The organism is Enterobacter cloacae complex sp. IR5458 (assembly GCF_049238025.1).
GTDB lineage: Bacteria > Pseudomonadota > Gammaproteobacteria > Enterobacterales > Enterobacteriaceae > Enterobacter > Enterobacter kobei.
The window spans coordinates 69,110-82,296 of sequence record NZ_JBMKIF010000016.1; the positions used below are offsets into that span (position 1 = coordinate 69,110).

14 protein-coding genes are annotated in these 13,187 nt (G+C 56.4%); 3 read left to right on the forward strand and 11 right to left on the reverse strand.

Annotated elements, in window-relative coordinates:
* The 7 genes from hscA to trmJ form a co-directional block, all read right to left on the reverse strand.
* The gene (gene hscA / locus ACOTYN_RS14430) at positions 1-1,851 is read right to left on the reverse strand and encodes a Fe-S protein assembly chaperone HscA (RefSeq protein WP_332958102.1); all 1,851 of its coding nucleotides are present in this window, start codon (positions 1,849-1,851) and stop codon (positions 1-3) included.
* Positions 1,852-1,865: 14 nt separating this feature from the next.
* Positions 1,866-2,381 (reverse strand): co-chaperone HscB, encoded by a 516-nt coding sequence (gene hscB / locus ACOTYN_RS14435; protein WP_003860657.1) that lies wholly within the window; start codon positions 2,379-2,381, stop codon positions 1,866-1,868.
* Positions 2,382-2,457: 76 nt separating this feature from the next.
* Entirely contained in the window at positions 2,458-2,781 is a 324-nt protein-coding gene (gene iscA / locus ACOTYN_RS14440) for an iron-sulfur cluster assembly protein IscA (protein ID WP_003860659.1), read from the reverse strand.
* Between the two features lie 13 nt (positions 2,782-2,794).
* Positions 2,795-3,181 carry a Fe-S cluster assembly scaffold IscU gene (gene iscU / locus ACOTYN_RS14445; protein WP_003860661.1) on the reverse strand — a complete coding sequence of 129 codons (387 nt, stop codon included), beginning with the start codon at positions 3,179-3,181 and terminating at the stop codon, positions 2,795-2,797.
* A gap of 24 nt (positions 3,182-3,205) precedes the next feature.
* Positions 3,206-4,420, reverse strand: coding sequence for a cysteine desulfurase (iscS, locus tag ACOTYN_RS14450; protein WP_008502157.1), 1,215 nt, complete (start codon positions 4,418-4,420; stop codon positions 3,206-3,208).
* A 116-nt stretch (positions 4,421-4,536) separates the two neighbouring features.
* Entirely contained in the window at positions 4,537-5,028 is a 492-nt protein-coding gene (gene iscR / locus ACOTYN_RS14455) for a Fe-S cluster assembly transcriptional regulator IscR (RefSeq protein WP_008502158.1), read from the reverse strand.
* Positions 5,029-5,265: 237 nt separating this feature from the next.
* Complete coding sequence (gene trmJ / locus ACOTYN_RS14460; protein ID WP_008502159.1) at positions 5,266-5,991, reverse strand: tRNA (cytosine(32)/uridine(32)-2'-O)-methyltransferase TrmJ; 726 nt, start codon at positions 5,989-5,991, stop codon at positions 5,266-5,268.
* 131 nt (positions 5,992-6,122) lie between these two features.
* Here trmJ and suhB point away from each other — a divergent pair, with 131 nt between their 5' ends.
* Positions 6,123-6,926 (forward strand): inositol-1-monophosphatase, encoded by an 804-nt coding sequence (gene suhB, locus ACOTYN_RS14465; RefSeq protein WP_332958100.1) that lies wholly within the window; start codon positions 6,123-6,125, stop codon positions 6,924-6,926.
* Between the two features lie 60 nt (positions 6,927-6,986).
* On the opposite strand, the gene ACOTYN_RS14470 is transcribed toward suhB, so the two are convergent.
* Both ACOTYN_RS14470 and ACOTYN_RS14475 read right to left on the reverse strand, forming a co-directional pair.
* The gene (locus ACOTYN_RS14470) at positions 6,987-7,967 is read right to left on the reverse strand and encodes a nickel/cobalt transporter (protein WP_071922988.1); all 981 of its coding nucleotides are present in this window, start codon (positions 7,965-7,967) and stop codon (positions 6,987-6,989) included.
* Complete coding sequence (locus ACOTYN_RS14475; RefSeq protein ID WP_063433633.1) at positions 7,958-8,596, reverse strand: DUF1007 family protein; 639 nt, start codon at positions 8,594-8,596, stop codon at positions 7,958-7,960. Before ACOTYN_RS14475 ends, ACOTYN_RS14470 begins: the two co-directional genes overlap by 10 nt.
* Before the next feature lie 125 nt (positions 8,597-8,721).
* Between ACOTYN_RS14475 and csiE the strand changes: the two genes are divergently transcribed.
* Entirely contained in the window at positions 8,722-9,999 is a 1,278-nt protein-coding gene (csiE, locus tag ACOTYN_RS14480) for a stationary phase inducible protein CsiE (RefSeq protein WP_071922987.1), read from the forward strand.
* Here the strand turns inward: csiE and ACOTYN_RS14485 are convergent, their stop codons facing one another.
* Positions 10,000-11,139, reverse strand: a complete 1,140-nt coding sequence (locus tag ACOTYN_RS14485) for a 3-phenylpropionate MFS transporter (protein WP_023338677.1) — start codon at positions 11,137-11,139, stop codon at positions 10,000-10,002.
* A gap of 172 nt (positions 11,140-11,311) precedes the next feature.
* On the opposite strand from ACOTYN_RS14485, the gene ACOTYN_RS14490 reads away from it, so the two are divergent.
* Positions 11,312-11,734, forward strand: a complete 423-nt coding sequence (locus ACOTYN_RS14490; RefSeq protein WP_014884830.1) for a DoxX family protein — start codon at positions 11,312-11,314, stop codon at positions 11,732-11,734.
* A gap of 54 nt (positions 11,735-11,788) precedes the next feature.
* Here ACOTYN_RS14490 and glyA read toward each other — a convergent pair whose 3' ends face one another.
* Positions 11,789-13,042 carry a serine hydroxymethyltransferase gene (gene glyA, locus ACOTYN_RS14495; protein WP_008502165.1) on the reverse strand — a complete coding sequence of 418 codons (1,254 nt, stop codon included), beginning with the start codon at positions 13,040-13,042 and terminating at the stop codon, positions 11,789-11,791.
* Positions 13,043-13,187 lie beyond the last annotated feature (145 nt).

The window sequence follows — 13,187 nt, forward strand, 5'->3', positions numbered from 1 at the left end:
TTAAACCTCGTCCACGGACTGGCCTTTCAGCGCGACGCGGACGGATTTGTCCATGCGGCGAGCGGCGAAGTCCTGGGTTTGTTTATCAACGTTTTTAATGGCTTCTTCTATTGCGTCAGCATCATTGCCCATGGCGACGACGCTTAAGTGCGCGGCAGCCTCGTCAATCACCTGACGCTCAGCGGCGCTTAACAGCGCGGCATCGGCATTGAGTGCCCCGGTCAGGCTTTCCAGCACGCGTGCGGCTTCCACTTTCTGTTCCGCCAGCATACGCGCCTTCACATCCTGCTCGGCGTAGCTCATTGAGTCCTGAATCATGGAGGCGATCTCGCCATCGGTCAGGCCGTAGGACGGCTTCACCTGGATGGACGATTCCACGCCGGTGGATTTTTCCATCGCCGTGACGCTCAGCAGGCCGTCCGCATCAACCTGGAAGGTAACGCGAATATGCGCCCCGCCCGCTGGCAATGCCGGGATACCGCGCAGTGCAAAGCGCGCCAGAGAGCGGCAGTCCTGCACCAGTTCGCGTTCGCCCTGCATGACGTGGATGGACATCGCAGTCTGGCCGTCTTTAAAGGTGGTGAACTCCTGCGCGCGCGCCACCGGAATGGTGGTGTTACGCGGGATGACTTTCTCCACCAGGCCACCCATGGTTTCTAAACCAAGGGACAGCGGGATAACGTCCAGCAGCAGCATTTCACTGTCCGGCTTGTTGCCGACCAAAATATCGGCCTGAATGGCCGCGCCCACGGCAACCACTTTGTCCGGATCGATGGCGGTCAGCGGCGTGCGGCCAAAGAACTCACCTACACGTTCGCGCACCAGCGGCACACGGGTAGAACCGCCGACCATGACCACTTCCAGCACCTCGTCAGCCTCAACGCCCGCATCTTTCAATGCGCGACGGCAGGCCAGCAGCGTGCGTTTCACCAAAGGTGCGATCAGATCGTTAAACTGGTCACGGGAGATTTCCCCCTGCCAGCCCGCCACGTTCACGGTAACCGTCTGCGCATCGCTGAGGGCAATTTTGGCGTCAATGGCGGCATCCAGCAGTTCACGCTGGACGCGCGCATCGCTGCGATCGGCAATCCCCGCCTGCTCACGAATGTAATCCGCCAGCAGATGGTCGAAGTCATCGCCGCCCAGCGCGGAATCCCCGCCGGTCGCCAGCACTTCAAATACGCCACGGCTTAAGCGCAGGATGGAGATATCAAAGGTACCGCCGCCGAGGTCGTAAACGGCAATCACCCCTTCCTGACCGGAGTCGAGGCCATAGGCAATGGCCGCCGCCGTCGGTTCGTTCAGCAGGCGTAATACGTGCAGGCCTGCCAGACGGGCGGCGTCCTTGGTGCCCTGACGCTGTGCATCGTCAAAATAGGCCGGAACGGTAATCACCACGCCGTCGAGATCGCCGCCGAGCGTCGCCGTAGCGCGCGCTGCCAGCGCCTTCAGGATGTCCGAAGAAACACGGATCGGGTTCAGCAGACCAGCCTCGGTCGCGATCATCGGCAGGCCGTTTTCACTGGCCTGAAGCTGATACGGCAGATGCGGGTAACGGGTCTGAATATCGGCCAGCGAACGGCCCATCATGCGCTTAACCGAGCTGATGGTGTTGGCCGGATCGCGCGCGGCGTTGGCGCGCGCGTCGTAGCCTACCGCGTGACCCTGCTGCTGGTAGTGGACCACGGAAGGCAGCAGATGGAGGCCCTGCTCGTCAGCCAGCGTTTCCGCCTGGCCGCTACGCACGGTCGCCACGAGAGAATTGGTGGTGCCCAGGTCAATACCCACCGCCAGACGACGCTGGTGCGGTGCGGCACTTAAGCCAGGCTCACTAATTTGTAATAAGGCCATAATTGCTTCCGAAATTAAAAATCGAGCAGCTTTTCTTCGAGTTGTTCAGCACTGCTTCGCAGTTTATCGAGAAAACGGAGTTTGCGCACAGTGTCTGCCGCCACGTCCCAGGTCTCGTTGTTCAGTTGCTCCACCATCTGCTGATGGCGGGTATCAAACATACCCTTCACGCGCGTGATAAAGCTTTCCAGGCGCGCTTCGTCTTTAGCCTGTTCAATCTCATCCAGCTCTTCGCGCAGCTCCAGCTGTTCCATCAGAAACGCCGTATCGCGAACGGTATGCTGTTCGCTCGCCAGATCAAAACCGTGGAGCGAGAGCAGATATTCAGCACGCGCCAGCGGATGACGCAGCGTCTGCCAGGCCTGATTAATGGTTGCAGAGTGCGAAACTGCAGCCAACTGCTCGGCCTGCGTCCCGCTGGCGAATTTATCCGGATGGTACTGACGCTGCAAATCCTGAAAACGGACCGTCAGCGCCTGAAGATCGATCGGGTATTGAGCGGGTAGTCCGAAGAGAGTGAAGTAATCCATAACAATCTCAGGGGTAGCCTGTTAGAACAAACCCCAAGCGCAGCAAAGCCACGGTGGGGTTTCGGATGACGCGCGGTTAAACGTGGAAGCTTTCGCCGCAACCACACTCGTCTTTGACGTTCGGGTTCGTGAATTTGAACCCTTCGTTCAGGCCTTCTTTGACGAAGTCCAGCTGAGTGCCGTTGAGGAATTGCAGGCTTTTGCCATCGACCACCACCTTCACGCCCTTGTCTTCAAACACGGTGTCATCAGACGCCGGCTCGTCAACAAACTCCAGTACGTAAGCCATACCAGAACAGCCGGAGGTACGTACGCCCAGTCGCAGGCCAAAGCCTTTACCACGGTTCGCCAGAAAAGAGCTTACTCGCGCGGCAGCGCTGTCGCTAAGGGTAATCGACATACTCAAACCTCAATTATTTTGCTTCACGTTTGCTTTTGTAATCCGCAATGGCGGCTTTGATCGCGTCTTCTGCCAGAATAGAACAGTGAATTTTCACCGGTGGCAGTTCGAGTTCTTCAGCAATATCCGTGTTCTTGATTGCCTGTGCTTCGTCCAGAGACTTGCCCTTCACCCATTCAGTGACCAGGGAGCTGGACGCAATGGCAGAACCGCAGCCGTAGGTCTTGAAGCGCGCGTCTTCAATGATACCTTCATTGTTGACTTTAATCTGCAACTTCATCACGTCGCCACACGCCGGTGCACCCACCATGCCGCTACCAACAGATTCGTCGCTGTTGTCAAAAGAGCCAACGTTGCGCGGGTTTTCGTAATGATCGATGACTTTTTCGCTGTATGCCATGATTGAATTCTCCTTATGTACCGATTAGTGATGTGACCATTCAATGCTGTTCAGATCCACGCCCTGCTTAAACATTTCCCACAGTGGAGAAAGGTCACGCAGACGGCCGATGGAGTTACGAACCAGCTTGATGGTGTAGTCAATCTCTTCTTCGGTAGTGAAACGACCTAAAGAGAAACGGATAGAGCTGTGTGCCAGCTCGTCAGTCATACCCAGCGCGCGCAGCACGTAGGATGGCTCCAGGCTTGCAGACGTACAGGCAGAACCGGAAGAAACGGCCAGGTCTTTGAGGGCCATGATCAGCGACTCGCCTTCAACATAGTTGAAGCTGACGTTGAGGATGTTTGGCGCGCCCTGCTCGAGATCGCCGTTCAGATACACTTCTTCCATATCCTTCACGCCGTCCCACAGACGGTTACGCAGCGTGCGCAGGCGTGCCATCTCGGTTTCCATCTCTTCTTTCGCAATGCGGTATGCTTCGCCCATGCCCACGATCTGGTGAACAGGCAGCGTACCGGAACGCATGCCGCGCTCGTGACCGCCGCCGTGCATCTGTGCTTCGATGCGTATACGTGGCTTACGACGAACGTACAGCGCGCCGATCCCTTTCGGGCCATAGATTTTGTGGCCGGAGAAGGACATCAGGTCCACTTTCAGCTGGCTCAGGTCGATAGGCAGTTTACCCACGCTCTGGGTCGCATCTACGTGGTAGATAATACCGCGCGCACGGCACATTTCGCCGATGGTGGCGATGTCCTGAACGACGCCGATTTCGTTGTTGACGTGCATGATGGAGACCAGAATGGTGTCATCACGCATCGCTGCTTCGAGCTCTTTCAGGTCGATGATCCCGTTGCTCTGCGGCGCCAGGTACGTCACTTCGTACCCTTCACGCTCCAGCTGACGGCAGGTGTCCAGCACGGCTTTGTGTTCGGTTTTGCTGGTGATAATGTGCTTGCCTTTTTTCTGATAAAAGTTGGCTGCACCTTTGATCGCCAGGTTGTCGGATTCGGTCGCACCGGAGGTGAAAACAATCTCACGCGGGTCGGCACCCACCAGGTCAGCAATCTGATTACGGGCGATATCAACCGCCTCTTCAGCATGCCAGCCAAAACGGTGTGAACGGGAAGCTGGGTTACCAAAGTTTCCGTCCAGGGTCAGACACTGCATCATTTTCTCGGCAACACGCGGGTCCACCGGCGTGGTTGCGGAGTAATCGAGATAAATCGGTAATTTCATTGCTCTATAAACTCCGTACATCGCTTCAATGCAAGGAATCAGGCAACCGGCTGGATGTACGACCGAGTACGCGGGGCGCGGTGCCCCGGCCTGATTCTGAAATACTTATCGTTTTATTACGCGCGCAGTTTGACGTCGATGGCGTCCTGCGCGCGGGTGCTGCGTTGGGAATCATGGCTGTGCTGACGGCCTGATACATCCAGAACTTCCTGGTTATTCACCAGCTCACCGAGGGTGATGTTGTTCAGGAAGCCGGTCAGACGGTCGCTCAGATCGCGCCACAGCGCGTGGGTCAGGCACTTATCGCCGCCCTGGCAGCCGCCTTTACCCTGGCAACGGGTCGCGTCGACGGATTCGTCAACTGCGCTAATCACTTCACCCACTGCAATACTGCCCGCGTCTTTACCCAGCAGATAACCGCCGCCCGGGCCACGAACGCTGGAAACCAGTCCATTTTTACGCAGTCTGGAGAACAGCTGTTCCAGATAGGAGAGGGAGATCCCTTGTCGTTCAGAAATATCAGCCAACGGAACCGGGCCCGCTTCGGAGTTGAGCGCAACGTCCAGCATCGCGGTCACGGCATAACGCCCTTTAGATGTCAGTCTCATGTCTTACTTAACCTCAAACTCGCCCCTGCCCGGGGTTTTTTATTGTAAAATGGGGGTATTGCATAGCAGGGCCAAGTCTGACATTCCTGACTAAAATGGTCAACTATTTACTTGACTGTTTTAGTCAGGTATTTAACCTTCTGTGCCGTATCCTTTTGCCCGGCGGCGCTGCGCTTGCACGGGCCTACGAGTTTTGTAGGTCGGGTAAGCGAAGCGCCACCCGGCGAACAGACGACACTACTCCTTATTCTTTTGCTCAATCGACGCCAGAATGCCGCGCAGGATGTTCAGCTCCTGGCTTTCCGGGCGCGCGCGGGTGAACAGACGGCGCAACTTGTTCATCACCTGGCCTGGATGGCCTTCACGAATAAAGCCGGTCGAAAGCAGCGTCTGCTCCAGGTGACCATAGAAACGCTCCAGGTCATCCACCAGCGGGTAGGCCGTCTCTTCTTTAGGCTCTACCTCTTTCTCCTGCGTCGCCAGCCACGCCATACGCACTTCGTAGGCGATCACCTGCACTGCCATCGCCAGGTTCAGCGAGCTGTATTCCGGGTTAGCGGCAATCGCCACATGGTAGTGGCATTTCTGCAGTTCATCGTTGGTCAGGCCAACGCGCTCACGGCCAAACACCAGCGCAACCGGCGCCTGCTCTGCCTCAGAGACACTCTTCAGACCGCATTCGCGCGGGTCCAGCATCGGCCACGGCAATGTGCGGGAGCGGGCGCTGGTGCCGACCACCAGGCTGCAGCCTGCCAGCGCTTCGTCGAGGGTATCGACGATCTGCGCGTTGCCAATCACGTCGCTGGCTCCGGCGGCCAGGGCGATGGCCTGCGAGTCTGGCTTCACCAGCGGGTTAACCAGCCACAGGTTCGTTAAGCCCATGGTTTTCATAGCGCGGGCAACGGAGCCCATGTTGCCGGTGTGCGATGTTTCGACCAGCACGATTCGAATGTTTTGCAGCATAATTTTTAGTGTCTGAATTCAGCGTCTGAAGAATATTCGGGCATATTATCATAAACGAGAGACATAATCCGATCCCGCTGCTATACTCTGCGCCGATTTTCCTGTTCTTTAACATCCAGTGAGAGAGACCGATGCATCCGATGCTGACCATCGCCGTGCGCGCAGCGCGCAAGGCGGGTAATGTAATTGCCAAACACTACGAAACGCCAGACTCCGTAGAAACCAGCCAGAAAGGCAGCAATGATTTCGTGACGAATGTCGATAAAGCCGCAGAAGCGATTATTATCGAAACGATCCGCAAATCTTACCCGCAGCACACCATCATCACCGAAGAAAGCGGTGAACATGAAGGTACCGATCAGGATGTTCAATGGGTTATCGATCCACTGGATGGCACCACCAACTTCGTTAAACGCCTGCCACACTTCTCTGTGTCTATCGCCGTACGCATCAAAGGCCGTACTGAAGTCGCTGTTGTCTACGATCCAATGCGTAACGAACTGTTCACCGCTACCCGCGGTCAGGGCGCACAGCTGAATGGCTACCGTCTGCGCTGCAACAACGCTCGCGATCTGGACGGCACCATCCTGGCGACCGGTTTCCCGTTCAAGGCGAAACAGCACGCAACCACCTACATGAATATCCTGGGCAAACTGTTCACCGAATGCGCGGACTTCCGTCGCACCGGTTCTGCTGCGCTGGATCTGGCTTACGTGGCGACCGGCCGCGTTGACGGATACTTCGAGCTGTCTCTGAAGCCATGGGATTTTGCCGCGGGCGAGCTGATCGCACGTGAAGCAGGTGCCATCGTGTGTGATTTCACCGGCGGCCATAACTATATGTCTACCGGCAACATCGTTGCAGGTAACCCACGTGTCGTTAAAGCCATGCTGGCAAACATGCGTGATGAACTGAGCGACGCGCTGAAGCGTTAATCGAGCGTATTATGCCCGGTGGCGCTACGCTTACCGGGCCTACAAAATCCCTCAGGTACGTCAGAAAGGCCGCAATCCCCTTCCCACCGGCACCGCGCTCATCCACATCGTCACCGCCGCCACCAGCAGAATCACCCCGCCCGCCAGCGCGAGCGTTGTCCATCCGACCTGTCGCCACAGCACCGGCGTTTTATTGCCGCTGAGTTTAACCGCCAGCTGACGGAAGCTGTGCACCAGCAACGCCAGCGAAGAAATCGTCAGTGACGTTCCAGCCGCCATCGCCAGCGCAGACAGCATTCCCCAGCTAAACACGCCAATCACCTTGCTGAACAACAACACCATGATTGCCCCCGAGCACGGGCGCATCCCCATCGAGAGCACAATCATCAGCCGCGCACGCCAGTCATCACCGTTCTGTAGCTGTTCCTGCGTCGGCAGATGCTGATGTCCGCAGCCACAGTTTTCATCGTGAACGTGATGCGGCGTAAAAGTCCTGAATTGCGTTTTTTGCAGCAGCGCGCGCAGTTTTTTCAGCGCTCGCCAGCAGAGGATCAGCCCCAGCACGCCCACCAGCGCATAGCTCCCCTTTTCCAGCCAGAAGCTACTCATGTGCAGCTGCCGGGCTGGAAGCTGAAGAAGTGAAAGCACCACGACAACCAGCCCAATCGCCACGCCCCCCTGAAGCAGCGAGGAGGCCAGCGTCAGCCCGATACTCGATTTCAGCTTCGACGGATGGGTCGCAAGCCAGGTGGTGATAACGATTTTGCCATGCCCAGGCCCCAGCGCATGCAGCACCCCGTAGATAAAGCTGAACGCCAGCAGGGAACCGCCCGCTTTCGTTGGGTTCTCCGCCACCGCTTTCAGTAAACCACTCATCTGCTGGTTCACCTCGCGTTGCCAGATGATGCTTTTCATCATCACCTGCGGCCAGGCCTGCCACAGCCAGAGCGAACCGCCAATAGCTAACAGTATAAAAAGCGCCAGCGGCCAAAGATGAAGCCAGCGGCGAGATTTGCGGGACGGAGAAGCGATCACTGACATTGTAACGTCACCTCCTGCGCGAACTGTTTACCCAACTCCATGTCCTCCGGTGGCGCATCTTCTTTATCAAGAGAGACGGCAAAGTTCAGCGTCTCTTCGCTGGGATTCGGGGTGTGAACCGCCATTTTGCAGGTTTTCTGCAACGAGGCCGGAAGCTGTACATCGCTCTCGTCGGCGTAGTGCATGTCGACGTAGTAGGTGGGGTCAAAAGTGGAAAAAGTATATTTTTGCCCTGCCAGCGGCTGCGGGTGCGCCAGCGGAAGGACGAACGTCAGCACCGCCTGATGCCCGTCGCGTGACATACCATACTCCGTGGGTCGGTTAAGAAACTTCACCTTCTGGCCGTTATGCCAGAACTCGGTGAAGTAGTGCTGACCCAGCACGTTAGCCATCACTTCCGCCGCCAGCTTTTTCCAGATTTCATCGCCGGGCTTCGCATTTCCCGCATCATAAAGCAGGTCAGCCGAGGTGATTTCATCCATCGTCCAGCGCATCTTCAGGCCACTTAACTGCGTGCCGTCGGTGACCAGTTCGGTTTTCAGGCTGATAAAACTGTGAGGATGTGCGCAGGTGGTGAAGGAGATAACCGCCAAAAATAACGCCATCGCACTGTGTTTAACTGTCTGCATCAATTCCTCACGTCAAAAATTCTGTGATGTTCTCCAGCAATCCTGAGTGAAAGGCCTGCCGGTGCGCTTTTCAGCCCCCATCCTTTAGCTATTCTTATCAAACATCCACACTGGATACCCGACAGATGATGACGACGCTTGAAATTCCATCTGTGCTTTCCAGTTCGCAGCGCCGTTGCCAGGTGCTTTTAATGCTTTACCTGCCCGATGCTGCCGTCACCGCACAGAGCATAATCGCAGCCAACGGCGTGGACGACGTCCTGGCACGGCAAGATATAGCCGAGACGCGCGATGAAATCCAGCGCTATCACCGGCTGGATATCGTCACGCACCACGACGGCAGCTACCGGATTGAAGGCACTGCCCTGAACCAGCGTTTATGCCTGCTGCACTGGCTGCGCAGGGCGCTCCGCCTTTGCCCGCAGTTTGTCTCGCACCAGTTTACGCCAGCGTTAAAAACCGCGCTTAAACAACACGGCATCGCGCGGCCACTTTACGACGATGCTAACCTGCGGGCGTTAATCAACTTCTGCTCGCGCAAGCTGCAGCGGCAGTTTGAGTGTCGCGACATCCAGTTCTTACAACTCTACTTACAATACTGCCTTATCCAGCACCACCTGGGGAATACGCCACAATTTTCCCATGCCCAGCGCAGCTGGACGCAGTCGCGGGGAGAGTATTTTACGGCGCAGGAGATCGTCCGTCACTGGAAGCGGCGCGTTCCTCAGGGCGCGCATGTGGATGAGCAGTTGTTTCTGGCGCTGCTGTTTATGATGCTCCGCACGCCCGATCCGGTGCTCGATAAGCACCAGCAGGATGAGCGTTTGCGTCGCGCCATCGTGCGCATGGTGGCCCGTTTTCGCTCGCAGACCGGGATGAACTTCAGCGACGAGCAAGGGCTGACCGATCAGCTGTATATCCATCTGTCTCAGGCGCTGGACCGTTCCCTGTTTGAAATTGGCATCGACAACAGCCTGCCAGAGGAGATCCATCGTCTCTATCCCCGGCTGTTACGCACCACGAAAGAGGCGCTGTTTGAGCTGGAAGCGGAGTTTGGCCTGCGTTTTTCCGATGAAGAGATGAGCCTGGTCGCGGTGATTTTCGGCGCCTGGCTGATGCAGGAGTCCGATCTCCATGAAAAGCAGGTGGTGCTGTTGACCGGGGAAGATAAATCCTGTGAGGAGCTGATTGAACAGCAGCTGCGCGAGTTGACGCTGCTGCCGCTCAATATTCGCTATCTGACGTTGCAGGCTTTTCAGAAAGAGGGCGCGCCGCGCGAAGCCGCGCTGGTGGTCACCCCCTATCCTGTTGCCCTGCCGCTGTTCTCGCCGCCGTTGATCCACGCGGTTGAATCACTGAATGTGCAGCAGCAAGAGCATATTCGCGCGATGCTGGAGTCGTAGTTACGCGCGTGCGGCCACTTTTGGTCGAACAAACATCGCCGGTAGCGCCACCAGCGCCATTACCCAGAAGACGCCGTGCCCGAGGTGTTGATACAGGAAACCGGCAAAGACCGTCATCACCGCAATACTGCCGCCCATTGCTACCGCGGAATAGACCGACTGCAGACGAATCACGTCCCCGCCCTCACGCGCAGCGATATAGCGCATCGCCGCCAGGTGACATACGGTGAAGGTGCCGCAGTGCAGAATTTGCGCCACGATCAGCCATGGCAGATCCGTCGTCCAGCCCATAATACCCCAGCGTGCCACGCCGCAAATCGCCGAAAGCAACAGCAGATCGCGCGCGCCAAAACGGCGGAACAGCTTTTTGCTCAGGGCGAAAATAATGACTTCGGCCACCACGCCCAGCGACCAGAGATAACCAACCGCAGAGGCAGAGTAGCCCGCCCCCTGCCAGTAGATAGCGCTGAAGCCATAGTACGCCGCATGCGCCCCCTGAAGCAGACAGACGCACGCCAGAAAGCGCCAGCTCTGTGCGACCAGGCTCCGCCAGGCTGGCCAGCCCGCGCTCTCCTGATGGCGACTTTCTCCCTGCGGCATCACGGATGGACGTAACAGCATTCCCAGCAGCATCGACGCTATCCCGATGCTCAGCAGAGCCAGAATCGCACGGTAGTCGTAGAGGCTGACCAGTTTCCCCACCAGCGCGGAGCCGATAACAAAAGCAATAGAGCCCCACAGGCGCACGCGGCCATAGTCCATGGTGATCTGCTTTTGCCAGGTGTTCGCCAGCGCATCCGTCAGAGGAACCAGCGGAGAGAAGAACAGGTTAAAGCCGACCATCACCACCATCAGCCAGGCAAACTGATGGCTTACCCAGAAGCAGGCGACAAAGACCAGGGTGAGCAGCGCGAGAATGCGTACAGCCTTGATCAGCAGAGAGGGATCGCTGACGCGCGGGGCAATCAGCAGGCTGCCAAGAAAACGCGCCACCAGTCCGGCCCCCAGCAGAACGCCGATGGTCTCTGGAGTCAGGCCGATTCCCTTGAGCCAGACGCTCCAGAATGGCAGAAAAATACCGTAGCTAAAGAAATAGGTGAAATAGCTGAGCGCCAGCCAGCGCGTGGAATGCAAGACCATGAATCCCTCCCGAAATGGAGGCCATAGTCTGGCGAGAATAGAAAAATTAAGCAAGTAGATAGCCTGCTATAAATTAACGAAAAATTAACATATCGTGCAGTCGTCAGGCTTATGGCAGGGAATGAAAATGTGTATTACGTTTAAATTACTCCACTTGCAGAGGTTTTCTGCCATGAACTCACTACGTTATCTCGATTTTGGTCAGTCACGCCATCTGTTGTTGTTGATTGCCCGTATCGCGCTTGTCGTCCTGTTTATTATCTTTGGTTATCCGAAACTGACGGGGTTTAGCGGCACCGTACAATATATGACCTCGCTGGGGACACCGATGCCCATGCTGGCGGCCATTATTGCGGTGGTGATGGAGGTGCCAGCCGCCATCCTGATCGTACTGGGCTTTTTCACCCGTCCTCTTGCCGTGCTGTTTGTGTTCTACACGCTGGGCACGGCGGTGATTGGTCACCATTACTGGAATATGACCGGTGACGCGGTCGTACCGAATATGATTAATTTCTACAAGAATGTCAGTATTGCGGGCGCATTTATATTGCTGGCGATTGTAGGTCCAGGCGCAATATCCCTTGACCGCCGTTAAGCCATAAAAAAAGGCCGCACGCGCGGCCTTTTAACGTTCTGCTGAGCAGAGGAATTATGCGTATACCGGGAAGCGTGCGCAGATATCCAGAACTTTACCTTTGACGCGCTCGATAACCGCTTCGTCATTGATGTTGTCCAGAACGTCACACATCCAGCCAGCCAGCTCTTTCACTTCCGCTTCTTTAAAGCCGCGACGCGTCACAGCCGGAGAACCGATACGGATACCGGACGTCACGAACGGGCTCTTCGGATCGTTTGGCACGCTGTTTTTGTTCACGGTGATGTTAGCGCGGCCCAGGGCAGCGTCAGCTTCTTTACCGGTCAGGTTCTTATCAACCAGATCCAGCAGGAACAGGTGGTTTTCAGTACCGCCAGAAACCACTTTGTAGCCACGGTTCAGGAACACTTCCACCATCGCTTTGGCGTTCTTAGCAACCTGCTGCTGATAAACCTTGAACTCTGGCTCCATCGCTTCTTTCAGCGCTACCGCTTTTGCCGCGATAACGTGCATCAGCGGGCCGCCCTGCGCGCTTGGGAACACGGCAGAGTTCAGTTTTTTGTACAGCTCTTCGTCACCGCCTTTCGCCAGGATCAGGCCACCACGTGGACCCGCCAGGGTCTTATGGGTAGTGGTGGTCACAACGTGAGCGTGCGGAACCGGGTTCGGGTAAACGCCAGCGGCAATCAGACCCGCTACGTGCGCCATGTCGACGAACAGGTAAGCACCGATGCTGTCTGCGATTTCACGCATTTTTGCCCAGTCAACGATACCGGAGTAAGCAGAGAAGCCACCGATGATCATCTTCGGTTTATGCTCTTTAGCCTGCTTCGCCATGTCTTCGTAGTCAATTTTACCGGACTCATCGATACCGTAAGGGATGATGTTGTACAGTTTGCCGGAGAAGTTCACCGGGGAGCCGTGAGTCAGGTGGCCGCCCTGCGCCAGGTTCATACCCAGCACCGTATCGCCCGGCTGCAGCAGCGCGGTGTAAACGGCGAAGTTAGCCTGAGAGCCGGAGTGCGGCTGCACGTTCGCGTAGTCAGCGCCAAAGAGTTCTTTCGCACGGTCGATTGCCAGCTGCTCAACGATATCAACGTACTCGCAACCGCCGTAGTAGCGCTTGCCTGGATAACCTTCAGCGTATTTGTTGGTCAGCTGAGAACCCTGTGCCTGCATGACGCGCGGGCTGGTGTAGTTTTCGGAGGCGATCAGTTCGATGTGCTCTTCCTGACGTACTTTTTCCTGCTCCATAGCCTGCCACAGTTCGGCATCATAATCGGCAATGTTCATTTCACGCTTTAACATCCGCATCTCCTGACTCAGCTAACAAGTAAATTTTGGCCTGAAAAGGCAGTCCTGTTGGACGACGGGCAACAGTATAACTGAATAGTTCTGTGATAACAGGTCTTGACAAACGATTTTACGCAAACGTTTTCCTTCACGCCACGCA

Coding starts and splice junctions, on each gene's coding strand:
- hscA (WP_332958102.1), bottom strand. CDS start 1,851: ATGGCCTTATTACAAATTAGTGAGCCTGGCTTAAGTGCCGCACCGCAC.
- hscB (WP_003860657.1), bottom strand. CDS start 2,381: ATGGATTACTTCACTCTCTTCGGACTACCCGCTCAATACCCGATCGAT.
- iscA (WP_003860659.1), bottom strand. CDS start 2,781: ATGTCGATTACCCTTAGCGACAGCGCTGCCGCGCGAGTAAGCTCTTTT.
- iscU (WP_003860661.1), bottom strand. CDS start 3,181: ATGGCATACAGCGAAAAAGTCATCGATCATTACGAAAACCCGCGCAAC.
- iscS (WP_008502157.1), bottom strand. CDS start 4,420: ATGAAATTACCGATTTATCTCGATTACTCCGCAACCACGCCGGTGGAC.
- iscR (WP_008502158.1), bottom strand. CDS start 5,028: ATGAGACTGACATCTAAAGGGCGTTATGCCGTGACCGCGATGCTGGAC.
- trmJ (WP_008502159.1), bottom strand. CDS start 5,991: ATGCTGCAAAACATTCGAATCGTGCTGGTCGAAACATCGCACACCGGC.
- suhB (WP_332958100.1), top strand. CDS start 6,123: ATGCATCCGATGCTGACCATCGCCGTGCGCGCAGCGCGCAAGGCGGGT.
- ACOTYN_RS14470 (WP_071922988.1), bottom strand. CDS start 7,967: ATGTCAGTGATCGCTTCTCCGTCCCGCAAATCTCGCCGCTGGCTTCAT.
- ACOTYN_RS14475 (WP_063433633.1), bottom strand. CDS start 8,596: ATGCAGACAGTTAAACACAGTGCGATGGCGTTATTTTTGGCGGTTATC.
- csiE (WP_071922987.1), top strand. CDS start 8,722: ATGATGACGACGCTTGAAATTCCATCTGTGCTTTCCAGTTCGCAGCGC.
- ACOTYN_RS14485 (WP_023338677.1), bottom strand. CDS start 11,139: ATGGTCTTGCATTCCACGCGCTGGCTGGCGCTCAGCTATTTCACCTAT.
- ACOTYN_RS14490 (WP_014884830.1), top strand. CDS start 11,312: ATGAACTCACTACGTTATCTCGATTTTGGTCAGTCACGCCATCTGTTG.
- glyA (WP_008502165.1), bottom strand. CDS start 13,042: ATGTTAAAGCGTGAAATGAACATTGCCGATTATGATGCCGAACTGTGG.